The sequence below is a fragment of the Niveispirillum sp. genome, from assembly GCF_052437035.1.
Taxonomy (GTDB): domain Bacteria; phylum Pseudomonadota; class Alphaproteobacteria; order Azospirillales; family Azospirillaceae; genus Niveispirillum.
The window spans coordinates 422,065-443,943 of the sequence record NZ_JBQVOH010000001.1 but is presented as its reverse complement, the minus strand read 5'-3'; the positions used below and the strand labels follow the sequence as shown (position 1 = coordinate 443,943).

The following is a 21,879-nucleotide window of genomic DNA, read 5'->3' as shown; positions in this document are numbered from 1 at the left end:
CCCATGCGACGCACAGCGCTTGCCTTGTTGGCCGGTGCCACCCTTTGGGCTGCCTCGGCCCTGGCCTCAACCGCTGACCCGTTGATCGGCGCCGATGCCGTGCGCGCCGACCTGAAGCGTGTGCTGGCGTCCATTGAGGAACTGCACCCGGACCCCGGCTTCACCATGGACCATCAGGCCGTTACCGCCATGGCCGTCCGGATATCGGCCGACCTTTCCGGCCCCATGACCCAGCGCGAGGCCTGGCGTGCGCTGTCCCGGCTGAACCCCCTGCTGGGCGATGGCCATACGCTGGTCGCCTTTCCCGACCGCATGGCCAGGCTGCGCGAACATATCCAGGCCGGTGGACGCCTGCTGCCCATCGATGTCCGCATTGATGATGCCGGTCGCCTGCTCCTGGCCAAGCAAGCTGCGGGCCGCCCGGCGGGCACCATCGTGAGTGCCATTGATGGCCGTCCTTCCAGTGCCCTGGTTGGTGCCATCCTGGCCCGTACCCATGGCGACGGCCCCGCCCATGCCCGTGCGCTGGCCGCTGACCGTTTCGCCCTGTACTACTGGCTGATCTTCGATGGTGGCCCAGATTACCGCGTCACCTTCACCTCCGGCGACAGTATCACCCTGCCGGGTCGTGACCTTATTCCGGCCGCCATCGACCCGGAACCCGCCTTCGCCGACACCGTCTCCAACGCCGTCCTGCCCGGTGATATTGGCTATCTGCGGATCGACAGTTTTGACGGGGCCCGGCTGGCTGCCTTCCGCACCTATACGGCCGACCTCTTCGCCCGATTCCGCAATGCCGGCGTCCGCGACCTGATCATCGACCTGCGTTTCAATCCGGGGGGTGATGACAAGCTGTGGATTGAGGGGCTGGCCCCCTATTTCGCCACCAAACCCTACCGCCTCTATTCCCAGGCCGCCGTCAAACTGCATCAAGGTGTCGCCAGCCCCGGCGAGGTGGTCGGATCGGTGAAGATGATTGAGGGCAAACGCTATTTCCAACCCACGCCCGATAATCCGTCCCATATTCCCGGCCGTACCTGGATCCTGGCCGGTACGCGAAGCTACTCCTCCTCCATCCTGATGCTGACCGCCATGCAGGACCAGGGCCTCGCTATCGTGGCTGGACAGCCGACGGGCGGACGCTCGTGCACTACGGGCCGTGTAAGACGTGTGGCGCTGGACGGCACAGGTCTGACCGCCTTCGTCCCGGATGTACTGTTCACGCGGCCCAGCGGTCATCACTGTGCCCAGCCGGTCACGCCCGACCTGATTGTAGCGGAGAGCGAGGAAGACCCGATGACCGCAATTACGGCGTTAGCAGCGATGATCCGGCAGAACCGTTAATGGGGAGAAGCCCAGAAATGACAAAAGCGCCTCGACCAAGTCGGGCGCCTTTCAAAGGTTGGCTGGGGGACTAGGATTCGAACCTAGACTGGCGGAGTCAGAGTCCGCTGTCCTACCGTTAGACGATCCCCCATCCGATTAGGCGTTTCGCGGTGTTGTGCGCGTCTCGCCGTCGGGGTGGGCGGGCTTATAGCATCGGGTTTTGGGGTTGTGAACCCCTTTCTTCACATAAAAATGCATAATGGGTAAACGCTGGGTGCCGACCCGCCTGTTCATCACCGGTCAAGGAAGGGCTGCTTGAACGGCGCTTGCGGGCGGGCAGGCATCGGTTACGATAGGGTGACAGAGTTTTGAACATCACCCATATCCGTTGCAGGACGGAACGCGGCAAGCAAAGGGATCAGGCAAAGTGGATAATGGTGCGGCAGGCAGAACCGGGATGGACCCGGTGCCAGGTGGGGCGGAAATCCCCACGGCCGACACTGCCTGCGCGAACCGTGCGCCGGTTCTGGCCGCGCTCGACCTGGGCACCAATAATTGCCGCCTGCTGATCGCCCGGCCCTGCCGCGAGGGGTTCCGCGTCATCGACGCCTTTTCCCGCATCGTCCGCCTTGGTGAGGGGCTGACCCGCAGCGACCGGCTGTGCGATGACGCCATGTCCCGCACGGTGCAGGCGCTGAAGGTCTGCCGGTCGAAGATGGAGCGGCGTGGCGTCAGCCATCTGCGTGCCGTGGGGACCGAGGCCTGCCGCCGCGCCGACAATTGCGATGAGTTCCTGACCCGCGTGCAGGACGAGACGGGGCTGGATATTGAGATCATCAGCCCCAAGGAGGAGGCGCGGCTGGCCCTGGCCGGTGTCGCCCCCCTGCTGGATGCCACCATCCAATATGCCATGGTCTTCGATATTGGCGGCGGATCGACGGAGATGATCTGGACCGAACTGGTTCGGGGTCGCCCGCGCGTGATCGACCAGATTTCCGTGCCCCTAGGAGTCGTCAATCTGACAGAGACCTATGGCGGCGACCGGGTCTGCCCGCATGATTACCGCCGCATGATGGACCGGGTGGCCGAGGGGCTGGGCGATTTCGATGCCCGCAATGGCATCTCCAAGGCCGTGGCCGAGGGGCGGGTACAAATGCTGGGTGCGTCGGGCACCGTCACCACCCTGGCCGGCATCCAGATGGGGCTGGCCCGGTACGACCGTTCCCGCGTCGATGGTGCCTTTCTGGACCGGGACAAGGCGCGGTCGATTTCGGAGACGCTGCTGGGCCTGGATTATATGGGCCGGGCGGGACAGCCCTGTGTGGGCCGTGATCGCGCCGATCTGGTGGTGGCCGGCTGCGCCATCCTGGACGCGATCTGGCGGCAATGGCCTGTGCCGCAGCTTCGCATCGCCGACCGGGGCGTGCGCGAAGGCATCCTGTGCGAACTGGCCGCCGCCGCCCGTCACCGGCGTCGGCGCGGCTAGGCTGGGTTGCCGAGCCGCCGCTTGTCAGGGCGGACGGTTCCGGCGATGGTGCCCGCTAGATCTCCCTTATCGTTTGATGGCGCTTTTCCCATGACCAAGTCCTCCGGCAACGTCCCAACCGGCCGCAATCAGGCCGTGCGCGTGAAAACCGCCAAGCGGCGGTCGGTGTCGTCGGCACGCTGGCTGGAACGGCAGCTGAACGACCCCTATGTGGCCGAGGCCAAGAAGCGCGGCTTCCGCAGCCGGGCCGCCTTCAAGCTGTTGCAGCTGGATGAGAAGTTCAGCTTCCTGAAGCGTGGGCAGCGCATCGTCGATCTGGGTGCGGCCCCCGGCGGCTGGACCCAGATCGCGGTTGAAAAGTCGAAGTCGGACAAGGGCGGCACCGGTCAGGTGATCGGCATCGACCTGTTGGACATGGAGCCTGTGCCCGGCGCCACAACCTTCCAGATGGATTTCACCATCCAGGAGGCGCCGGCCCGCCTGAAGGCACTGCTGCAAGGCCCCGCCGATATCGTGATGTCGGACATGGCAGCCAATACGACCGGCCATACCCAGACTGACCATCTGCGCATCGCCGGCCTTGCGGAGATGGCCTATCAGTTCGCGGTCGAGGTGCTGGCCCCCGGCGGCACCTTCATCTGCAAGCTGTTCCAGGGTGGGGCGGAGCGGGAGCTTCTGGCCCAGATGAAGAAGGATTTCGCCACGGTCCGCCACGCCAAGCCCGCCGCCAGCCGTCAGGACAGCAGCGAAACCTATCTGGTGGCCATGGGCTTCCGCAACGTCGCGGCCCCAGCTGCGCCGGACGAAGAATAACGCCTAAGCGCGCAGAATCGATACGCCTGCTGTCTGGAAGGGGGCCAAGCCCCCCTCCCCCACTTCACCTGCCACCAGCAGCGTCTGCATCAGGCTGGCGGGACCAATAATGTGCGGGGATGCGGCGCCGATCTTTTCGAACGTGACCGGGACCAGCGTTTCGGCGGCGGCATTGGCAAAGGCGCGTTTCACATCCGCTTCCTCCATATCGCCCGTGGTCAGGCCGACGCCGGCATGCACGCCGGTGACGCCCATGACATAGAGATCGGCCTGGAAACGGCGAATGCCGTCCAGCACCTGCGCCCCGACGCAGACACCGGAATGTTTGAACAGCCGCCCACCGATCAGCGCCACCTCCACCGCCGGATGGTCGATCAAGGCGGCGGCAATCACGGGGCTGTGCGTGACCACCATAGCCCGCAGGTCACGCGGCAGCGCCTGGACCATGGCCAGGCAGGTCGTGCCGCCATCGACGAAGATCAGTTGACCGGGTCGGATCATCCGCGCCGCCGCCAGACCCAGCGCCCGCTTGGCATCGGGTGACTGCGCCGCCTTGACCGCCAGGTCGGCGACTGCGGGAGAGGCCGGCAATGCCCCGCCATGCACCCGCTGCAACAGGCGGTCGGCCGCCATCTCCCGCAGGTCGCGGCGGATCGTATCCTCCGACAGGCCCAGGCTGGTGGCAAAATCCTTGGCCACAACCTGCCCGTCCCGCTTCAAGGCCGACAGGATCATCGCCTTGCGCTGCTGTGTCAGCATCTCACGCCCCATCATGATTTATCGTGACTCTGCATGATTTTACACGATAATGCACGAAATTAGTTAGGGGAGCCTGCCCCATGTCCATTGCCGACCGTATCCGCATCCAGGAAGTAACCCTGTTATCCGACGACTGGTACGTGCTGAAGAAAACCCGCTTTGACTACCGCCGCGCCGACGGCACTTGGCAGAGTTTGAGCCGGGAGACCTATGACCGGGGGAACGGGGCCACCATCCTGCTGTACGATCCCGAGCGCCGCACCGTGGTGCTGACCCGGCAGTTCCGATTTCCGGCCTTCGTCAATGGTCATGACGATTTGCTGACGGAGGCACCAGCCGGGCTGCTAGACGGCGCCGATCCCGCCGACCGTATCCGCCAGGAACTGATGGAGGAAACGGGTTATGTCATCGGCCAGCCGCAGAAACTGTTCGAAGCCTTCATGAGCCCCGGATCAGTGACGGAAAAGTTGCATTTCTTTGCTGCCCCCTACCATCCGGCGGACAGGGTGGGGGCCGGTGGCGGCAATGTCGAGGAAGGCGAGGATATCAGCGTGCTGGAGATCGGCATCGACGATGCACTAGCCCGGATTCGCGATGGCCGCATTCAGGATGGGAAGACCATCTGCCTTCTGCTGTATGCAACCATTTACCTTTTGAGGACTTCAGACCAAGGGTAGTATGAACTTTTGGTCATGACAACCTGTTTGAATCGACAATCGAAGCAAGATAAAGTCGTTAATGAATGACGCGATGCCTGCCCGGGTCGACAGAAAGTCTCCTTAAGTTGACTGGTATTATCAAATACCAGCAATAGGGCGTACGGACATTGACGCTCCATGTCTTTCTTCGAAGGCGGAGTCGGCAGGATGGGACATTATGGGGCTTTAACAGGAGAAAATATCCTGCAGTCGGCACGAATTATTGTGATCGACGATATGCAAGTTAGCGTTGACTATCTCGTTTGCACCCTGCGTCGCGCGGGCCTTGCCCATATATCAGCGACAACTGATCCACGAAAGGGGTTGGAACTTTGCCGCGTCGCACCACCCGACCTGATCCTGCTGGATTACTGCATGCCCGGCCTGGACGGGCCGGGCTTCATGGCGGAGCTTGTTGCCCTGCTGGGGGATGAGGTTCCGCCGATCCTGATCATCACTGCTCATGACATTGCCGCCAATCGCCGGCGTGCACTGGAACTGGGTGCCATCGACTATGTGCTGAAACCATTCACCGACTGGGAGTTGCTGATCCGGGCCCGCAACCTGTTGCGCCTGCATATGATGCACCGGGGCCAACGGGCCTTGGCTCGTCGCCTGGAGCAACTGGTCAGTGAGCGGACGGCGGAACTGGAACGGACGCGGGCGGAGATTATTCACCGTCTCTGCAATGCCGGGGAGTTCAGGGACGAGGATACGGGCAGGCATGTCGCGCGCATCGGTCGGCTGTCGTCACGGCTGGCGGAACTGGCGGGTGCTGATCGGGATTTTGTCAGCCAGTTGGCCGCCGCCGCCCCCCTGCATGATATCGGCAAGATCGGCATTCCCGACCGTGTTCTGTTGAAGCCCGGGAAGCTGGATGCCGATGAATGGGCCGTCATGAAGACCCATTGCACCCTCGGCGCGCAGATCCTGGCGGATAGCGGTCTGCCCATGTTGAACCTGGCCTCAGAGATCGCCCTATCCCACCATGAAAAATGGGACGGCAGCGGCTATCCCAACGGATTGGCGGGGGATAAAATCCCGCTGTCGGGGCGGCTGGTGGCCGTTTGCGACGTGTTCGACGCCCTGCTCTCGCACCGGCCCTACAAGGAGCCATGGCCGATGGACAAGGCGCTGGACTACATCGCCGACATCAAGGGCAACCACCTTGACCCCGCCCTCGCCGCCCTGTTCCTGGATAACAAGGCGGAAATGGTGGCGATCAGGGTAGAGATGGCGGACTGACCGCAAGGCGGCATTACCGCCAGATCGGCTTGCCAGAACCGGGCAGGCCTAGGCGGTCCCACATGTCCGTGACCTTGTCCACCACGCCTTTTTCCATGAACAGCTTTTCCCCCCATTCACGGTGGGTTTCCGGCGGAAGCTTGTTGGTGGCGTCCATCCCGACCTTGCCGCCCAGGCCCGATTCCGGGCTGGCGAAATCCAGATAGTCGATGGGCGTGCCCTCGATCATCGTGATATCGCGGACGGGGTCCATGCGGGTGCTGACGGCCCACATCACATCCTTCCAGTCACGCGCATTGATGTCATCATCCACAACGATGACCCATTTGGTGTACATGAACTGACGCAGGAAGGACCAGACGCCCATCATCACGCGCTTGGCGTGCCCGGGATAGGCCTTCTTCATGGAGACGACCGCGATCCGGTAGGAACAGCCCTCCGGCGGCAGCCAGAAATCCACGATCTCGGGGAATTGCTGCTGCAACAGAGGGATGAACACCTCGTTCAAGCCTTCGCCCAGCACGCTGGGCTCATCCGGCGGGCGACCCGTGAAGGTGGAGAGATAGATCGGGTCGCGGCGCATGGTCATGGCCGTGACCGTGAAGACGGGGAAAGGCTCGACCGAGTTGTAATAGCCGGTATGGTCGCCATACGGCCCCTCATCGGCATATTCATCCAGGCTGACATAGCCCTCCAGGACGATCTCCGCCGTGGCCGGCACCTTCAACGGCACCGTCTTGCAATCAACCAGATCGACCTTCTTGCCGCGCAGCAGGCCCGCGAACTGATACTCCGACAGCGTCTCCGGCACGGGCGTGACGGCAGCCAGGATGGTGCCGGGATCGGCGCCCAGCACGGCAGCGGCGGGCAGCGGCTCCCGCTTGCCGGATTGCTTCCAGCGCTGATGATGCTGCGCGCCGCCGCGATGCTTCAACCAGCGCATGATGGTCTTGTTCCGACCCAGTCGCTGCATGCGGTAAATGCCGAGATTGAAATTATCTTCACGGGCTTCCGACGGGCCCTTGGTGACGATCAGGGGCCAGGTGATCAGCGGGGCCGGCTCCCCCGGCCAGCAGGATTGAATGGGCAGCAGCGACAGGTCCACCTCGTCCCCTGTCAGCACCACCTCCTGACAGGGCGCTTTGGAAACGGTGCCGGGCCGCATGGCCATGACCTGCTTGGCCAGCGGCAAGAGCTGGAACGCCTCTTTCAGGCCGCGCGGCGGTTCGGGCTGCTTCAGGAAGGCCAGCGTCTCCCCCACTTGGCGCAGTTCATGCGGCTCGCGGTCCATGCCCCAGGCCACCCGCTCCACCGTGCCGAACAGGTTGATCAGGACGGGCATGGGGCTGCGCGTCCCATCCTCCCGGATCACATTCTCGAACAGGACAGCCGGCCCCTTCTCCGCCAGAAGGCGGGTGTGGATCTCCGTCATTTCCAGAACGGTGGAGACGGGCTCCGTCACGCGCACCAGGCGGCCTTCCTTTTCCAGGCGGGCCATGAAGTCGCGCAGTGAGGCATAGGGCATGATGGGCCTTCGGGGGTTCCGGGTAACGGGTCGCGGCGTAAGATCGGTGGCAGGAGCGGTCTGGTCAAGCGGGCAGCCCGTCGCGGGCCGAAAAGTACGTCGTCATCGTCCTGCCCTTTACCATTCGGGTCGGCGGTCCAGTTTATTTCATCATTTGCAGTCTTCTGACTGGATAGGCCTATGCCCCCGCCCTTGCCCCCGTTCGACCTGGACCTGCTGCGCAGCTTTATCACCATTGTGGAATCGGGCGGCTTTACCCGCGCTGCCGAACGGCTGGGCCGCACACAATCCACCATCAGCCTGCAGATCAAGCGGCTGGAGGAAGGTCTGGGTCGGCGCCTTTTCCAGCGGGAGGGAAGGTCGTTCGAGGTGACGCCGGAGGGCGAGCAGCTTTTGATCTATGCGCGGCGGCTTCTGAACCTGGCGGGGGAGGCCTGCGCGGCTCTGATGGAGCCAGCGGTGGAGGGCTCCGTACGCCTGGGCACACCGGAAGATTTCGCCACGGCCCACCTGTCCGACATTCTTTTCCGCTTTGCACGCGCCCATCCGCAGGTGGCGTTGGAGGTGCGGTGCGACTTCACGGCCAACCTGCTGGACAGCTTTGCCCGTGGGGATCTGGATCTGGTCCTGTGCAAGCGGGACGCACAGGGGGGCGGTGACGGGCTGCGGGTCTGGCGGGAACCGCTGGTCTGGGCGGCATCGCCCCGGCTGCTGCATCTGGCGGGGCAACCGCTGCCCCTGGTGCTGGCACCCACCCCTGACTTTTACCGCCATCGGGCGCTGGAGATGCTGGAGAAAGCCGGCCTGCCCTGGCGCATCGTCTATACCAGCCCCAGCCTGGCCAGCCTTCAGGCCGCCGTGAATGCCGGATTGGGGATCACCATCCTGTCCCGTGACATGCTGGGTCCGGGCCTGCAGGTGGTGGATGCCGACCTGGGTCTCCCCCCGCCCGGCGATGTCGAGATCGCGCTTCACCGGCCAACCGGAACCGTACCAAAGGCGGCAGAACTTCTGGCGGACCATATCGCGCGATCCTTGGAACAGCGTTAACAGGTGTTCGTATTCCTCAAGCGCCGGAGCGGTTTCCGGTCAACCGAAAACCGCGCTACCCCGCCGGCACACGCCAGACGTCGGTGACCCGCACCGCCCGATCCTCCAATTCCAGAGTTGTTGGCACATTGTAGGTGGCGACCTTATCCAGCCCCTGCGATGGCAGATAGGCGCGGCCAGGGTCGCCGACCAGGACGGTGATGCCGGAGCGGGCCAGGACGCGGAACCAGGCCAGCGCCGCCTCTGCGAATGACCGCTCATAACAGACATCGCCGGCCAGCAGGATATCGATGCCGGACAGAGGCTGGCCGATAATGTCCTGGGTCAGGCCGGTGATGGCGACACCGTTCAGGTCGGCATTCAGGCCGGTGGCGGTGATGGCGAAGGGGTCAATCTCCACCGCCGTGACCGATGCTGCACCCGCCTTCATGGCGGCAATCGCGATCAGGCCCGATCCGGCAGCGAAATCCATCACCCGTTTTCCGGCCACCAGCGCCGGATCATCGGTGATCAGCCGCGCCACCGCCTGTCCACCCGCCCAGGGAAAGGCCCAGAAGGGCGGCGGCACGCCATTTTTCTGCAACCAATCCTCGGTCGCATGCCAGATGGGCGTGATTTCCGTCGCCTGCCAGAGACGGATGTCGGGGCAGAGCGGCACCGGGGCCGGGGCGGTATGCAGGCGGATGAAGGCGGCGGGATCAGCGGAGGCTGGGGACAGTGACAAGATCAGCCATCTGCAGCATCGGCTGCTGCATGTAGGGTTTGGGCAGGCCACGATTGCCGCCCGGCGCGAAGCCACCGCCACCCTGCACGGCGGGCGGCAGGCTGGCGATGCCGACAATGATGGCCACCAGCAAAGCCATGCCGATGAAGCGCGCCGCCTTGAAGGTGGCCAGACTGTCGGCGGGGTCATTCATGTCCCAGCCCCGCACCTGCATGACCATCAGGGCACCGGTGGCGGCCAGAGGCACAAAGATGCCCCAGAACATGCCCATCGGTTCCAGCGCCAGCAGCCAGAAGATGAAGGCGCCGGTATAGAAACCGCCCACCCAACGGCGCGAATCATTGCCGAACAGCAGGGCCGTGGATTTGATCCCGACATGGGCATCATCTTCCCGGTCCTGATGGGCGTAGACCGTGTCATAGCCGAGCGTCCAGAGGATACCACCGGCATAGAGCAGCACAGCCGGCCAGCCGATATCACCGCGCACCGCCGCCCAGCCCATCAGGGCGCCCCAGTTGAAGGTCAGGCCCAGAAAGGCCTGCGGCCACCAGGTGATCCGCTTCATCAAGGGATAAGTGCCGACCAGCAGCAGCGAGGCAACGCCCATGGCGATGGCGAACAGGTTCAACTGCACCAGAATCAGCAGACCCACCAGCAGTTGCGCCACCAGGAAGGCGATGGCCTGACGCACCGTGACCTGTCCGCTGGGGATTGGGCGGACCTTGGTCCGTTCAACCTTGGCATCGAGATGCCGGTCCAGAATGTCATTGATGGTGCAGCCGGCCCCGCGCATGACCACGGCACCGACGCCGAACAGGAACATCAGCCAGAGATTGGGCCAGCCCCCCGCCGGGGCCGCCAGCGCAATGGACCACCAGCAGGGCAGCAGCAGCAGCCAGGTGCCGATGGGCCGGTCCAGCCGGGCCAGACGCGCATAGGGGCGCCACGCCACCGGCAGGTAGCGGTCGATCCAATCGCCGGGCCGTATGTCGGTATGCCCGGCGGTCGTGTCGGTGGCGTGCGTCATGATGCGCGCATCTTATCTTTTCCCCCGCCGGACGCAAAGAGACGGTTTGTCACCATCACAGCTTCCAGCTCCCGCGTGGCAGGATGGCACCGGTCGGCAGCCGTTTCCGTGACGGCGCGCACAGGAGCGTCTTTGAGTGAAACATCACGCACCCTTGTCTGGTCCCGCGTTTCGCAGGCGTTGGGGGACGGGTCGCTTCGCCCCTGTGAAACATGGCGCAACCTCCCCTGCGTCCCGGTTTCACAGGATGCCGGGCTTGGGTGCCCAGGACAGCCAGCGGGGACGTTCGGCCCAGACCGTGTTGGTCAGGCCGGGTGCGGTGGGCAGGTTGTCCAGTACGGTTTGGGTCTCGAAGAGAATCCGGACCAACAGGCGTGGGGCCGACCGGCGGCAGCGCGCAGCGGGGCGGAAGGGCGGCGCCGGATTGCGGGGCATGGGCGGGCATGCGGCCTTCACGCGGGCCGGGGGCCTGGGCGGGGCGAAGCGCAGTTCGGGGGGATAATCGGGCGGGTAGTCGCCCGACTGGCCCATGGCGTCGGTGGTGGGCAGGGGCAGGTCTTCGGGGGCGTCCTGGGCGGGAGCCGGCGTGGCGGAGAGGTCGGGCGTGTGGCCCCTGGGTCCCGGCGTTCGCCGGGATGACGAGGGGAGCGGATCGGTTTGGGCGGACAGATCAGGCAGGTCGGCGGCGAGGTCGGGGTCTTCGGCGGTGGGGGCGGTCAGGGGGTCCAGGCGGATGGCGTCGGCACCATCCGGCGAAAACCAGTCCTGCGGGACGCGGGCGTGGCCGGGCTTGGGCTTTTTTTCCCGTGGTTGCAGCAGGTCCCCGCCCAGGCCCAGACGGTCGGCGGCCCACAGGGTGGCACGCATATCGCCGCTGGCCACGGCGTGATAGATGCTGTCGACCACCAGGGTGCGCAAGGAGACGAAGCGGCTTTCCGCCTCCCGCCGCAGCAGGGCGCGTTCTTCGGCGATGCGGCGGCGCAGATTGTGGGAGCGTTGCAGGGCGCGCCAGATGGTGGTGCGCGACACGCCATATTCCGCCGTGATCTCCTTGATCTTGCGGCCCGCCGCGATGTGGAAGGCGATCTTGGCCCAGGCGACGTCCGTCACCTTGCGGGAGACGTAACCCTCCGTCAGATGCTCATCAGGAGCGAAGCCGACATCCTCGGTAAAGGGCTTGGTATGAAGGTCGGAGGAACCGCGCCACCAGGCCTCCGACTGTTCCTGCGGCGTCAGAGTGGGGTGGTCGGTGTCGTAGGGATTATGGGACAAGGACATGGGCCGGCGCTCCCGAAGGCAAGGGATGGGTCCATGATCCTAGCAATTTTTGGGAATATATTCCACAAGCGCGGATGGGGTGCGCATTGCTTCAATCGCCCTCCCCCTCGTGATCCCGGCGAAAGCCGGGACCCAGGGCCAAGCGCCCAACCATTGCGCTGCTTTTCCAGCGGCGGTGGAAAGGTTCGATCCTGTGGCCCCTGGGTCCCGGCTTTCGCCGGGATGACGAGGGAGAAACGGGATGACGAGGGGGGGGGGAGCGGGATGACGAAGAATGGGGTGGGGTAAGGGAGGACGCCCCCCTTACCGCTTGCCACCCATGACGATGTCGCCCAGGGGTCCCAGGACGCTGCCTTCGCCCTTGCCGGCACCCGGCATGGCGGCGGACAGCATGCGACCGGCCAGACGGGAGAAGGGCAAGGATTGTATCCAGACGCGGCCAGGGCCGCGCAGGGTGGCGAAGAACAGACCCTCACCGCCGAACAGCACGGATTTCACGCCCCCGACCTGCACCAGATCGAAATCGATATCGGGGGTGAAGGCGGCCACACAGCCGGTATCGACATGCAGCACCTCCCCCGGTGCCAGTTGCCGTTCCATGACGGTGCCGCCGACATGGGCGAAGACCCAGCCATCGCCCGTCAGGCGCTGCATGATGAAGCCTTCACCACCGAACAGGCCCGTCAGGATGCGGCGCTGAAAATGAATGCCGATGGACACGCCCTTGGCCGCCGCCAGGAAACTATCCTTCTGACAGATCAGGCCACCGCCCAGATCGGCGAGGTTGAGCGGCAGGATGGTGCCGGGGAACGGGGCTGCGAAGGCGACACGGGCCTTGCCGCGCCCGGTTTGCGTGAAGACGGTGGTGAACAGGCTTTCACCGGTCAGCACCCGCTTGCCGGCCCCGATCAGCTTGTCCAGGAAACCAGCCGATTCGTTGCCGTCACCAAAGATGGTGTTCATCTCCACCGACGGGTCCTTGTAGACCATGGCCCCAGCCTCGGCGATCGCGCTTTCGCCGGGGTCCAGTTCGACCTCGACGAACTGCATCTCCTGCCCGTGGATCTTGAAATCGATCTGGTCGGCACGCGAATAGCGGCCCCCGCCACGCGGCGGGGGTGGGGGAGCACCGGCGCTGCCCCAGGGGCTGTCCTGCGGCGTCAGTTCGGCCACGGCGCGCACGGGCAGCCATTCGGCCATGCCATTGCGCCAGCAGAAGGCATCGGGGTGGTCGCGCACGTAATCCAGCGCGGCCTGCCCGTCCAGCGGGCCGACACGGTCGTCATCATCGTGGAAGAACCATTGCGTCATGATGTGTCATCCCCCCGTTTGCCACGCCGCCGGTGCGGCGCGTCATCATGCATATCGGGGTGAAGGCGGACAAGAAAAAGGCCGGCTGCGCGTGGCGAGCCGGCCAATTTCGAATATGCCAAAGGTGCCGATTGAAGCCGATCAGGTTTCTGTGGCTTTACCCCATCTCGTCATCCCGGTGACAAGCCGGGACCCAGGAGCCAAGCGCCAGACCTATCGCCTGCTTCTATCAAGGCAGCGTCAAGCTTTGCTCCTGTGACCCCTGGGTCCCGGCTTTCGCCGGGATGACGGGGGAGAGAGATTTGAAGTTGACGCTGAGAAACCTTAATCCTCGGCGTCAGCCGGGTCCATATCCTCGTCCATGGCGTCCATGTCGGGGGTTTCCGGTTCCGGGCGGCCACGGCGGGCGCGTTCCAGGGAAGCGTCCAGTTCACGCTGGCTGCACAGGCCCAGCAGGACCGGGTTGCGCGCCTTGATGTTGGCGGCGTTCCAGTGGGTCTTGTCGCGCACAGCGGCGATGGTCGGCTTGGTGGTGCCGATCAGCTTGCAGATCTGCGCATCCGACAGTTCCGGATGGGCCTTCAGCAGGTGGGCGATGGCGTCGGGCTTGTCGCCGCGCTTGGTCACCGGGGTGTAGCGCGGGCCCTTGGACCGGGCCACCGGCTGCGGCAGGTCCTGCACGCGCATGCGCAGCTTCAGGTTGGGGTTGGCTTCGACGCGGGCAATCTCTTCCGCCGTCAGTTCGCCGCCGGCCACCGGGTCGCGGCCAACCATGCCCACCGCCACTTCGCCATCGGCGATGGCCTGCACTTCAAGCTCATGCATGCCGCAGAATTCCGCAACCTGCTCGAAGGTGAGACTGGTGTTCTCGACCAGCCAAACGGCGGTGGCCTTCGGCATCAGGGGCTGTGCCATGCTTCCTCCTCAAACGCTTCGCCGGCACCCAGCCAGCAGAAAATCAATCCGTTAACGCAAAAGCCGCCCGTCGCGCGCGGGAGGGGCCCCGCGCAGCCAACCGGACGGACAAGTCAACGACCCGTTCACCTATAGCGTTCCGAGACGGGACAAGCCACGGGATTTTTTAGGGGAATGAGGTAGCGCGATTACAAGACCAGCATGATCTTGCCGATATGGGTGGAGCTTTCCATGAGGCGGTGGGCGCCCGCCGCACCGTCCAGCGGAAAGGTCTTGGCAATCACGGGCCGCACCTGACCACCCGTGACCAGGGGCCAGACCTTTTCCCGGACGGTCGCCGCCAGCGCCGCCTTCTGCGCCGCTGTGCGGGCGCGCAGGGTGGAACCGGTCAGGGTCAGGCGCTTCATCATGATCGGCGCCAGGTTCACCTCCGCCTTCGGACCACGCAGGAAGGCGATGGAGACATGGCGACCTTCCAGCGCCAGACAGTCGATATTGCGGGGCAGATAGTCGCCGCCCACCATGTCCAGCACGACATTGACACCCTTGCCGCCTGTGGCTTCTTTCACCACCGAAACGAAATCCTGGGTCTTATAGTCGATGGCGTGATCGGCCCCCAGGGCCCGGCAGGCCTCCACCTTGTCGGCCCCGCCAGCGGTGGCGAAGACGGTGGCGCCCAGGGCCTTGGCCAGCTGGATGGCGATGGTGCCGATCCCCGATGTGCCGCCATGCACCAGGAAGCTCTCGCCCGCGATCAGGCCGGCGCGTTCGACCACATTGGTCCAGACGGTGAAGACCGTCTCCGGCAAGGCGGCGGCCTGCACCATGTCCAGCCCTTCGGGCACGGGGAGCACCTGTCCCGCCGGGGCCGTGGCATATTCGGCATAGCCACCACCGCCCAGCAGCGCGCAGACCTTGTCACCCACCTGCCAACCCGTGACGCCATCGCCCAGGGCCGCGATGGTGCCGGACACTTCCAGGCCCGGCAGGTCCGACGCACCGGGCGGCGGCGGGTACAGGCCCTGACGCTGCACCACATCGGGCCGGTTGACGCCGGCGACCGCCACCTTGATCAACACCTCGCCCACCGCCGGGACTGGGACAGGACGCGTGGTGGGCACCAGAACCTCCGGCCCACCGGGCTGCGAGATCTCTATGGCGCGCATGCTTGTGGGCAGGGTCATCGGGCGGTTCCTTCGTGCTTCGGGGTGGCGGCCAATCGCGTGATACCGCAGAATGGGGCCAAGACTAGAGCGTATTTCCGTTGACCGGAAACACGCTCTAGCAGTTCGTAGTCCTCAGTCGCCGGCGCTGCATCCGCAGCTTGGCTTTCGCCGCACGAGCTTTGCTGCGGCAGACACCGCCGGAGCGGTTTTCCAGTCAAAGGAAAACCGCCCTGAAGATAGGGATGGAACCGATGGCTTTCGACCTGGATGAGTTGCTGCCCACCAAGAAAGTGTCCAAGCCCCTGGAACTGGCCGGCCTGTCGGTCGGCGACCTGCAGGACTATATCCTGGCGCTGGAGGCGGAGATTGTGCGGGTGAAAGCCGCCATCAAGGATAAGCAGGAGGTCGCGGCGGCGGCCGCGGCGTTTTTCAAGAAGTAGGACGGTGGCGAAACGCCGACAGCACATGGACCCGCAACGCGCTGGACAGGTTACCGGTGCGGGTGGCGTCGATGCGTTCGATCAGGGCGTTGACGGAGATACCTTCCGCCGCCGCCAACTCCTTCAACGCGTCCCAGAAGGGTTCTTCCAGCGTGACGCTGGTCGGATGGCCGGCGACCATGACGGAGCGTTTGCGAATGGTGGTCATATTTCACGCTCCCTCAGGCGCCGGGCGGGCGCATCCGCGCCCTTGGCTTTCGCCGCACGAGCGGCGGGCCGGCGGTCGCCGGCCTGGGCTGTGCCCCGTCACGTCAGATGCTCGCGCGCCAAGTATTCCTGGCTCTGCATTTCCATCAGGCGGCTGATCGTGCGCTGGAATTCGAACGCGTGGGTGCCTTCGGCGTAGATACGCTCGGGTGCCACCTCGGCGGCGATGATGGTGTTCACCTTGTGCTCATACAGCGCGTCGATCAGGGTCATGAAGCGCTTAGCCTCATTGCGCAGCGCCTCTGGCAGACGGGGCACCATGTCAATCAGGACAGTGTGGTAATGGGTGGCGATGGCAAGGTAGTCGCCGGCCCCCAGCGGCCGTGCACAGAGTTCGTCGAAGGTGAACCAGGCCACGCCCTTGGCACAGCGCGGGACGTCCACGCGGCGGCCCTGCACCGTCAGGTGGGTGGCGATGGGGGGGGCGCCATCGGTCAGGTCGGCGAAAGTCTGGGCCATCGCCGCTGCCGTGCCGGCGGTCAACGGATAGTGATAGACCTTGGCCCCCATCAGCCGGGCCAGACGATAATCCCGCGCCGATGCCAGATGCAGCACGTCCAGACGATCCTTCAGCAGGGCGATGAAGGGCAGGAACAGCTGCCGGTTCAGCCCATCCTTGTACAGGTCGTCGGGCGGCCAGTTGCTGGTCGCCACCACCACGACGCCCAGATCGAACAGGGAAGTGAACAGCCGGCCCAGGATCATAGCGTTGGTGATGTCGGTGACGTGGAATTCGTCGAAGCAGAGCAGCCAGCCTTCGGCGGCGATCTCCTTGGCGACCTCCACCACCTCGTCACCCTTGGCGCGGCCTTCGCCCCGGATGGCATGCAGCCGTTCATGGACGCGCAGCATGAAGGCGTGGAAATGCACCCGCACCTTCTCCTCAACCGGGGCGGTTTCGAAGAACAGGTCCATCAGCATGGATTTGCCGCGCCCGACATCGCCATAGATGTAAAGGCCCTGCGGGGCGGGATCGGGACGGCGCGTCAGGCCCAGGCGGGCGCGCCAGCCGGTCTGTCCGGTCGCGGGCCGATAGCCCTTCAGGGCGCGCCACAGGCTTTCCAGCTTCTCCGCCGCCAGTTCCTGGGCCGGATCGGCCTTCAGCGTGCCGGTGCCGCGACGGGCGCGATAGACGGAAAGGGGGCCGTCGGTCATGGCGTGTTCATGAGCAAGGTCAAGGATTTGCACGCCAACTGGTAAAGCCCGCCCGGCCCCTTCGCAAGCGCGGCATGGGCGACCCTGCCCTGTGGCATCATCGGGTATGCTGAAATTGGTCGTTACATTTTAAACAAATTCGTGTGAAATCCTTGCAGCCATGAATATGTCCATCCGCCCCACGCTGGCCGCCATCGCGGCCCTTTTCGTGTTTCTGGTCGCCCTGCCGGCTGCCAGCGCAGACACGGCGTGCCATCTGCGCATCGTGTGGACGGAGCTGCCGCCCTATCAGACGGTGGGTGCGGATGGGAAGCCATCGGGCATCGATATCGAACTGGTGACCGAGGCCAGCCGGCGCATGCCGTGCGCCATCGACTGGGAGTTCGCACCGCGCCCGCGCGCCCTGCTGCTGGTGCAGGAGGGCAAGGCCGATGCCGTCGTTGGCGTGGGCCGCACCGTGGAGCGGGAGGCGTTCGGCATCTTCTCCCAACCCATCCGCGAGGGACGCAATGTCCTGATCGTGCGCAAGGGCTATGCCGCCAAGTTCCCCTATCAGAACCTGACGGCCCTGGCGGCCAGCCCGTTCCGGCTGGGTGTCGTCTCGGGGTCCCGGTACAGCCAGGAATTCGAAGATCTGACGCGCAGCGGCGCGCTGGCCGACAATATCATCCCTGTCCAGAACGGGGAGAGCGCCATGGCCATGCTGATGCGCGACCGGATCGACGGGTTCATCGACGGTTACCGCATCGCGCTGAACCGGGCGGCGCAGTTGGGTCTGGCCGACGATATCGATGTACATCCGATGTTCGTCAATGAACACAAGGCCTTCGCCCTGTTCAGCCAGGCCGCCAATATCGATCCCGCCATCATCACCCGCTTCAATGCCGTGATCATGGGGATGGAAGCCGATGGCACCATTACCCGCATCATCAGCAATTACGGCAGTTGAAACCAGCGCGCGGATAGGGGATCGTGGCGGCATGCCGCCCGCCGCCCTGCCCCGCCCCCATCCCTGATGACCGACCGGCCCGACAACGCGCTGCCGGTTGAGGCCTATGAGCGGGCCAAGGAACTGGCCCGCAGCGGCGCCCCGGCCCAGCGCGCCGAACTGGCGCTGCAACCGGAAACGCCGCCGGAACTGCTGTACTATCTGGCCGATGATGATGACCCGCTGGTCCGCCGCGCCGTCGCCTTTCGCACCGAAACGCCGGTGCAGGCGGCACCCAGGCTGGCCCGTGATCTGGACACCGAAGTGCGCGTGCTGCTGTCGCGCAAGCTGGCGCGGGCCTTGCCGCACCTGACGGGGGCGGAACATGCCGCCATCCGCGACCTGGCCCACCATGCCCTGACCATGCTGGCCGCCGATCAGGTGGTGCGGGTGCGCGCCGCCCTGGCCGGTGCGCTGCGCGATGTCGCGTCCGCCCCGCCGGGCCTGATCGCCGGTCTGGCGCGCGACGTGGCGCGGGAGGTGGCGGAACCCATTCTGCGCGGCTGCGTCAATCTGGCGGATGAGGAACTGGTGTCCATCATCGCGGCCCAGCCCGTGCCCTGGGTTCTGGAAGCCATCGCCCGGCGCGACCATGTCTCCGCCCCGGTGGCAGAGGCGGTGGCGGCCACGGGTGATCCGGTGGCCACCGCAAGCCTTCTGGCCAATCCCGGTGCCGCCCTGTCCGACCGGGCCATGTCGCGGCTGGTGGAAAAGCCCCTGTCCGCCATGGACATGACCAAGAGTACGGCCAAGCCGCTGCTGCCGCCATCGCTGCTGGGCAAGCTGGCCCGGATTGTCGAGGACAGTATCAAGGGCGAACTGGCGGGCCAGGGGTTCGACCGGCAGGAACGGCAGGAGGTGGTGGAGGTTACCCAGCGCCGCCTGGACTGGGCCCGCGATTATGTGAAGCGGGAGCCGCCCGACGCCAAGGCCGCCCGCCTGAAGGCCGAGGGCAAGCTGGACGAGGCCTCCATCTGGGATGCCCTGTCCTGGGGCGACAAGCCGTTCGTGCGCGAGGCGCTGGCCCTGCGCGCCGATCTGCCGGCGGAGCTGGTGCAGCGGATCATTGATACACAGAGCGCCAGGGCCATCACTGCCCTGGCCTGGCGCGCGGGGCTGTCCATGCGCTGCGCCCGGCTGTTACAGCTGAAGTCCGGCCTGCCGCCGCCCAAGCTGCTGAATGCCCGGCATGGGGTGGATTACCCGATGAATGAGGCGGAGATGCGCTGGCAGCTGGGACTGTTCGGGGTGGAGTGAGATGTAGTGCGGATTTGCGAAGCGTAATTCGCGCCATTATTCAAACGTGCGCAAGGCTGCCGGGGCGCCTTTCAGGTGCTTGACCAGCAGGCTGACGATTTCCTCCATCTGGGTGCGGACCTTGTCCAGTTCCATGGAGGTCTTGTCGTCAAGTGCCGCTTCCATCAGCATCATGTCGAAATCATTCAGCAGGCTTTTCAGGCTTTCATGCTCCGCCTCCAGAATGTCATAAGCGCCGAGCGCATGGATCAGCAGTTCGGGCGGATCGCGGAAGAAAGCCAGGCTCATGCGCGTAAAGCTGGTGATGGAGCGCAGACGCATGCGGATCAGCCAGCCGCGCAGATCGGCGGGCACGCCCCGGTTGGGGGCTTCCTCGGCCTTGTCGGTGATGGTGAAGATCAGGGCCTGGATTTCAAGATAGCGGGCGCGCGCCTTCTTGAAATCGGGGAAGGTGGCCAGCTTCACGCTTTCCTGCTTTTCAAACAGGCTGACGGCACCGGCCAGCGACTGCGACAGATGCCGCAATACCGTCGCCCGCTGTGCGGCATCCTGTTCGTAACGCATGAATATCCCCGTGTGCCTCAATCTTTATAATGTCGCGCACTCTATCGGTGGATGGCAAGCAGCACCACCATACCTTAAGGATGGCACCGAAAGGCCGGCCCCTGCCGAAAGCAGGGGGGCTGCCCCCGCATCCCCGTCGCTTGTCCCCGCCCCGGCCCGATGGTAGAGCAGCAGGCATGATGCAGCCCCTGGCCCGCCCCCTTCCCCACCCCCTGCCCGACGCGCAGCCGCGTGATGCGGGACAGGTGGTGCTGGTCGTGCGCGATCTGGTGGTGACGACGCTGATTGGCATCTATGACTATGAATATGTAAAGCCGCAGCGCCTGCGCCTGAACCTGGAACTGGCACTGACGGCGGACACGGATCGGCCCTGGACCCATGCCGATCTGGTCGCCACGGCCAGCCAGATTGTCACCGAGGGCCATACCAACCTGCTGGAATGCCTGGCCGAACGGCTGGCCACTGCCCTGCTGTCCGACGGACGCGCCGCCATGGCCCTGATCCGTCTGGAAAAGCTGGACGCGTTTGCGGAATGCGAAGCGGTGGGTGTGGAGATCGTGCGGGCGGCATGATGTGACGGCGGTCACAGCACTGTCGGCGATCCGTTTGGAAACAAGCCATCCCTGTCAGGTAATACAACCCTCGTCCGAAGGGGCTAAGCCTTTCGCGATTCGGACACGGGCTATTGCATTACACACATATGCAAACAACCCATATGGATGCAGTTTTTGATTGAAAGCAATATTTATTCTGCAATTTCCTAAAATTTGACACAATACTAAAAACCATGAAAGAATTTTGATCTTACGGATTCTTAATCATCCAAATAAAAAGGGACCATCTTGAAGAAGATCATGCTTTCGTTGGCAGCGATGGCTCTGCTTTCGGCCTGCTCCACCATTTCCGACGGCACGACCCAGGAAATCGTCGTCAACACCAATCCGGATGGCGCCAACTGCGCCCTTATGCGCGAAGGCGTTGCGGTTGCACGCGTCAACCCGACACCGGGTGCCGCCACCATCCAGAAGACCAAGCATGACATCACTATTGTCTGTACGAAGCCCGGCTTCCAGCAGGCAACCTTCATGAACAAGTCGGGTGTGGCCGCCAATACCTTCGGCAACATCATCCTGGGCGGCGGCATCGGCTGGGCCATCGACAGCGCGACGGGCGCCGACAACAAATATGAGTCCCCCGTCAATGTCACCATGATCCCGGAAGGTGCGGCACCCGCCCCCGTGGCCGGTGAAGCCTCCGGCAATGCTGCCGGTGCCGCCACCCCCGCAGCTCCGAAGTAAGAGACCGCCATGAGACTGCTGCACCTTCTCACCATCACCGCCCTGCTGCTGCCGCTTGCCGCCTGTTCATCGCGGCCAGAGGCAATGGTTGCCAGCGCCCCCGCCGACGCAAGAGGTCTGGTCCATTCATCGCCGCTGTTCCTGTCGACCAGCGTCGGCACGGTGACGACGGCGACGGAGAAGGGAAAGTCCTGGGAGTTTGTCTCCGAAGGGCTGTTCCGTGAAGGATTGCAGCAGTCGCTGGGCGCCACGGGCCTTCTGGCGACCGACCGTGCGCCGACCTATATCGTGGATGTCGTCTTGATCGATACCGATCAGCCGATTTTCGGTACCGATTTCACGGTGACCTCAACGATAGATTACACGATCCGTGACAAACGGACGGACAGCCCGATTTTCAAGGAACGGGTCGTCGCCCCCTTCACTGCCAAATTCTCCGAAGCCTTCCTGGGGGCGGAGCGGGCACGGGTGGCGAATGAAGGTTCCATGCGGGCCAATATTGAGAAGTTCCTGGGCGCTGCCCTGAAAGCCCTGAAGGATGTGAAGGCAGCAACGCCGACATCATAATCGGCGCTGGGGTCCGCTGG

23 protein-coding genes and 1 tRNA gene are annotated in these 21,879 nt (G+C 64.5%); 12 read left to right on the top strand and 12 right to left on the bottom strand.

Going from position 1 to position 21,879, the window contains the following annotated elements:
• Positions 1–3: 3 nt before the first annotated feature.
• Entirely contained in the window at positions 4–1,344 is a 1,341-nt protein-coding gene (locus tag ACT6Q8_RS02140) for a S41 family peptidase (protein WP_444732484.1), read from the top strand.
• A gap of 59 nt (positions 1,345–1,403) precedes the next feature.
• Here ACT6Q8_RS02140 and ACT6Q8_RS02135 read toward each other — a convergent pair.
• Positions 1,404–1,477 (bottom strand) — tRNA-Gln (locus tag ACT6Q8_RS02135).
• Positions 1,478–1,783: 306 nt separating this feature from the next.
• On the opposite strand from ACT6Q8_RS02135, the gene ACT6Q8_RS02130 reads away from it, so the two are divergent.
• Both ACT6Q8_RS02130 and ACT6Q8_RS02125 read left to right on the top strand, forming a co-directional pair.
• A complete protein-coding gene (locus ACT6Q8_RS02130; RefSeq protein ID WP_444732483.1) occupies positions 1,784–2,812 on the top strand; it encodes a Ppx/GppA phosphatase family protein in 1,029 nt (342 codons plus the stop codon).
• A 90-nt stretch (positions 2,813–2,902) separates the two neighbouring features.
• Positions 2,903–3,625, top strand: a complete 723-nt coding sequence (locus tag ACT6Q8_RS02125) for an RlmE family RNA methyltransferase (protein WP_444732482.1) — start codon at positions 2,903–2,905, stop codon at positions 3,623–3,625.
• A gap of 3 nt (positions 3,626–3,628) precedes the next feature.
• Here ACT6Q8_RS02125 and ACT6Q8_RS02120 read toward each other — a convergent pair whose 3' ends face one another.
• A complete protein-coding gene (locus ACT6Q8_RS02120; RefSeq protein WP_444739332.1) occupies positions 3,629–4,399 on the bottom strand; it encodes a DeoR/GlpR family DNA-binding transcription regulator in 771 nt (256 codons plus the stop codon).
• A 65-nt stretch (positions 4,400–4,464) separates the two neighbouring features.
• On the opposite strand from ACT6Q8_RS02120, the gene ACT6Q8_RS02115 reads away from it, so the two are divergent.
• Both ACT6Q8_RS02115 and ACT6Q8_RS02110 read left to right on the top strand, forming a co-directional pair.
• Positions 4,465–5,061, top strand: coding sequence for an NUDIX domain-containing protein (locus ACT6Q8_RS02115; protein WP_054166997.1), 597 nt, complete (start codon positions 4,465–4,467; stop codon positions 5,059–5,061).
• A 159-nt stretch (positions 5,062–5,220) separates the two neighbouring features.
• Positions 5,221–6,327, top strand: a complete 1,107-nt coding sequence (locus tag ACT6Q8_RS02110) for an HD domain-containing phosphohydrolase (protein ID WP_082372116.1) — start codon at positions 5,221–5,223, stop codon at positions 6,325–6,327.
• 13 nt (positions 6,328–6,340) lie between these two features.
• On the opposite strand, the gene ACT6Q8_RS02105 is transcribed toward ACT6Q8_RS02110, so the two are convergent.
• The gene (locus ACT6Q8_RS02105; RefSeq protein WP_054166995.1) at positions 6,341–7,852 is read right to left on the bottom strand and encodes a UbiD family decarboxylase; all 1,512 of its coding nucleotides are present in this window, start codon (positions 7,850–7,852) and stop codon (positions 6,341–6,343) included.
• 180 nt (positions 7,853–8,032) lie between these two features.
• Here ACT6Q8_RS02105 and ACT6Q8_RS02100 point away from each other — a divergent pair, with 180 nt between their 5' ends.
• Positions 8,033–8,902: a LysR substrate-binding domain-containing protein gene (locus ACT6Q8_RS02100; protein ID WP_444732480.1), complete on the top strand. Its 870-nt coding sequence runs from the start codon at positions 8,033–8,035 to the stop codon at positions 8,900–8,902.
• A 55-nt stretch (positions 8,903–8,957) separates the two neighbouring features.
• On the opposite strand, the gene ACT6Q8_RS02095 is transcribed toward ACT6Q8_RS02100, so the two are convergent.
• The 6 genes from ACT6Q8_RS02095 to ACT6Q8_RS02070 all read right to left on the bottom strand — a co-directional run bounded on the left by ACT6Q8_RS02095 (position 8,958) and on the right by ACT6Q8_RS02070 (position 15,341).
• Positions 8,958–9,626: a class I SAM-dependent methyltransferase gene (locus tag ACT6Q8_RS02095; protein ID WP_082372115.1), complete on the bottom strand. Its 669-nt coding sequence runs from the start codon at positions 9,624–9,626 to the stop codon at positions 8,958–8,960.
• A complete protein-coding gene (ubiA, locus tag ACT6Q8_RS02090; protein ID WP_054166993.1) occupies positions 9,601–10,653 on the bottom strand; it encodes a 4-hydroxybenzoate octaprenyltransferase in 1,053 nt (350 codons plus the stop codon). Before ubiA ends, ACT6Q8_RS02095 begins: the two co-directional genes overlap by 26 nt.
• A gap of 240 nt (positions 10,654–10,893) precedes the next feature.
• Complete coding sequence (locus ACT6Q8_RS02085) at positions 10,894–11,931, bottom strand: hypothetical protein (protein WP_444732479.1); 1,038 nt, start codon at positions 11,929–11,931, stop codon at positions 10,894–10,896.
• A 303-nt stretch (positions 11,932–12,234) separates the two neighbouring features.
• Entirely contained in the window at positions 12,235–13,242 is a 1,008-nt protein-coding gene (locus ACT6Q8_RS02080; protein ID WP_054165987.1) for a TIGR00266 family protein, read from the bottom strand.
• A 324-nt stretch (positions 13,243–13,566) separates the two neighbouring features.
• Positions 13,567–14,157, bottom strand: coding sequence for a DUF1013 domain-containing protein (locus ACT6Q8_RS02075; RefSeq protein WP_054165986.1), 591 nt, complete (start codon positions 14,155–14,157; stop codon positions 13,567–13,569).
• Positions 14,158–14,345: 188 nt separating this feature from the next.
• Complete coding sequence (locus tag ACT6Q8_RS02070; protein ID WP_444732478.1) at positions 14,346–15,341, bottom strand: NAD(P)H-quinone oxidoreductase; 996 nt, start codon at positions 15,339–15,341, stop codon at positions 14,346–14,348.
• A 233-nt stretch (positions 15,342–15,574) separates the two neighbouring features.
• Between ACT6Q8_RS02070 and ACT6Q8_RS02065 the strand changes: the two genes are divergently transcribed.
• Positions 15,575–15,763, top strand: a complete 189-nt coding sequence (locus ACT6Q8_RS02065; RefSeq protein ID WP_156344390.1) for a DUF1192 domain-containing protein — start codon at positions 15,575–15,577, stop codon at positions 15,761–15,763.
• Here ACT6Q8_RS02065 and ACT6Q8_RS02060 read toward each other — a convergent pair.
• Together ACT6Q8_RS02060 and zapE are read right to left on the bottom strand one after the other, a co-directional pair.
• The gene (locus ACT6Q8_RS02060; protein WP_054165983.1) at positions 15,753–15,971 is read right to left on the bottom strand and encodes a ribbon-helix-helix domain-containing protein; all 219 of its coding nucleotides are present in this window, start codon (positions 15,969–15,971) and stop codon (positions 15,753–15,755) included. The two genes, ACT6Q8_RS02065 and ACT6Q8_RS02060, sit on opposite strands and share 11 nt — an antisense overlap.
• Positions 15,972–16,069: 98 nt before the next feature.
• Complete coding sequence (gene zapE / locus ACT6Q8_RS02055) at positions 16,070–17,185, bottom strand: cell division protein ZapE (RefSeq protein WP_444732477.1); 1,116 nt, start codon at positions 17,183–17,185, stop codon at positions 16,070–16,072.
• 160 nt (positions 17,186–17,345) lie between these two features.
• Here zapE and ACT6Q8_RS02050 point away from each other — a divergent pair, with 160 nt between their 5' ends.
• Positions 17,346–18,134 (top strand): transporter substrate-binding domain-containing protein, encoded by a 789-nt coding sequence (locus tag ACT6Q8_RS02050; RefSeq protein WP_054165981.1) that lies wholly within the window; start codon positions 17,346–17,348, stop codon positions 18,132–18,134.
• 66 nt (positions 18,135–18,200) lie between these two features.
• The gene (locus tag ACT6Q8_RS02045; protein ID WP_054165980.1) at positions 18,201–19,430 is read left to right on the top strand and encodes a DUF2336 domain-containing protein; all 1,230 of its coding nucleotides are present in this window, start codon (positions 18,201–18,203) and stop codon (positions 19,428–19,430) included.
• A gap of 36 nt (positions 19,431–19,466) precedes the next feature.
• Here the strand turns inward: ACT6Q8_RS02045 and ACT6Q8_RS02040 are convergent, their stop codons facing one another.
• The gene (locus ACT6Q8_RS02040; RefSeq protein WP_054165979.1) at positions 19,467–19,994 is read right to left on the bottom strand and encodes a hypothetical protein; all 528 of its coding nucleotides are present in this window, start codon (positions 19,992–19,994) and stop codon (positions 19,467–19,469) included.
• A 176-nt stretch (positions 19,995–20,170) separates the two neighbouring features.
• On the opposite strand from ACT6Q8_RS02040, the gene ACT6Q8_RS02035 reads away from it, so the two are divergent.
• From ACT6Q8_RS02035 to ACT6Q8_RS02025, 3 genes are all read left to right on the top strand, one after another.
• Positions 20,171–20,566 carry a dihydroneopterin aldolase gene (locus ACT6Q8_RS02035; protein WP_054165978.1) on the top strand — a complete coding sequence of 132 codons (396 nt, stop codon included), beginning with the start codon at positions 20,171–20,173 and terminating at the stop codon, positions 20,564–20,566.
• Between the two features lie 270 nt (positions 20,567–20,836).
• Complete coding sequence (locus tag ACT6Q8_RS02030; protein ID WP_054165977.1) at positions 20,837–21,292, top strand: hypothetical protein; 456 nt, start codon at positions 20,837–20,839, stop codon at positions 21,290–21,292.
• A 9-nt stretch (positions 21,293–21,301) separates the two neighbouring features.
• Positions 21,302–21,859, top strand: coding sequence for a hypothetical protein (locus ACT6Q8_RS02025; RefSeq protein ID WP_444732476.1), 558 nt, complete (start codon positions 21,302–21,304; stop codon positions 21,857–21,859).
• Positions 21,860–21,879 lie beyond the last annotated feature (20 nt).

Coding starts and splice junctions, on each gene's coding strand:
- ACT6Q8_RS02110 (WP_082372116.1), top strand. CDS start 5,221: ATGTCTTTCTTCGAAGGCGGAGTCGGCAGGATGGGACATTATGGGGCT.
- ACT6Q8_RS02125 (WP_444732482.1), top strand. CDS start 2,903: ATGACCAAGTCCTCCGGCAACGTCCCAACCGGCCGCAATCAGGCCGTG.
- ACT6Q8_RS02100 (WP_444732480.1), top strand. CDS start 8,033: ATGCCCCCGCCCTTGCCCCCGTTCGACCTGGACCTGCTGCGCAGCTTT.
- zapE (WP_444732477.1), bottom strand. CDS start 17,185: ATGACCGACGGCCCCCTTTCCGTCTATCGCGCCCGTCGCGGCACCGGC.
- ACT6Q8_RS02040 (WP_054165979.1), bottom strand. CDS start 19,994: ATGCGTTACGAACAGGATGCCGCACAGCGGGCGACGGTATTGCGGCAT.
- ACT6Q8_RS02050 (WP_054165981.1), top strand. CDS start 17,346: ATGAATATGTCCATCCGCCCCACGCTGGCCGCCATCGCGGCCCTTTTC.
- ACT6Q8_RS02105 (WP_054166995.1), bottom strand. CDS start 7,852: ATGCCCTATGCCTCACTGCGCGACTTCATGGCCCGCCTGGAAAAGGAA.
- ACT6Q8_RS02045 (WP_054165980.1), top strand. CDS start 18,201: ATGACCGACCGGCCCGACAACGCGCTGCCGGTTGAGGCCTATGAGCGG.
- ACT6Q8_RS02075 (WP_054165986.1), bottom strand. CDS start 14,157: ATGGCACAGCCCCTGATGCCGAAGGCCACCGCCGTTTGGCTGGTCGAG.
- ACT6Q8_RS02130 (WP_444732483.1), top strand. CDS start 1,784: ATGGACCCGGTGCCAGGTGGGGCGGAAATCCCCACGGCCGACACTGCC.
- ubiA (WP_054166993.1), bottom strand. CDS start 10,653: ATGACGCACGCCACCGACACGACCGCCGGGCATACCGACATACGGCCC.
- ACT6Q8_RS02140 (WP_444732484.1), top strand. CDS start 4: ATGCGACGCACAGCGCTTGCCTTGTTGGCCGGTGCCACCCTTTGGGCT.
- ACT6Q8_RS02085 (WP_444732479.1), bottom strand. CDS start 11,931: ATGTCCTTGTCCCATAATCCCTACGACACCGACCACCCCACTCTGACG.
- ACT6Q8_RS02060 (WP_054165983.1), bottom strand. CDS start 15,971: ATGACCACCATTCGCAAACGCTCCGTCATGGTCGCCGGCCATCCGACC.
- ACT6Q8_RS02120 (WP_444739332.1), bottom strand. CDS start 4,399: ATGATGGGGCGTGAGATGCTGACACAGCAGCGCAAGGCGATGATCCTG.
- ACT6Q8_RS02065 (WP_156344390.1), top strand. CDS start 15,575: ATGGCTTTCGACCTGGATGAGTTGCTGCCCACCAAGAAAGTGTCCAAG.
- ACT6Q8_RS02080 (WP_054165987.1), bottom strand. CDS start 13,242: ATGACGCAATGGTTCTTCCACGATGATGACGACCGTGTCGGCCCGCTG.
- ACT6Q8_RS02025 (WP_444732476.1), top strand. CDS start 21,302: ATGAGACTGCTGCACCTTCTCACCATCACCGCCCTGCTGCTGCCGCTT.
- ACT6Q8_RS02035 (WP_054165978.1), top strand. CDS start 20,171: ATGATGCAGCCCCTGGCCCGCCCCCTTCCCCACCCCCTGCCCGACGCG.
- ACT6Q8_RS02115 (WP_054166997.1), top strand. CDS start 4,465: ATGTCCATTGCCGACCGTATCCGCATCCAGGAAGTAACCCTGTTATCC.
- ACT6Q8_RS02070 (WP_444732478.1), bottom strand. CDS start 15,341: ATGACCCTGCCCACAAGCATGCGCGCCATAGAGATCTCGCAGCCCGGT.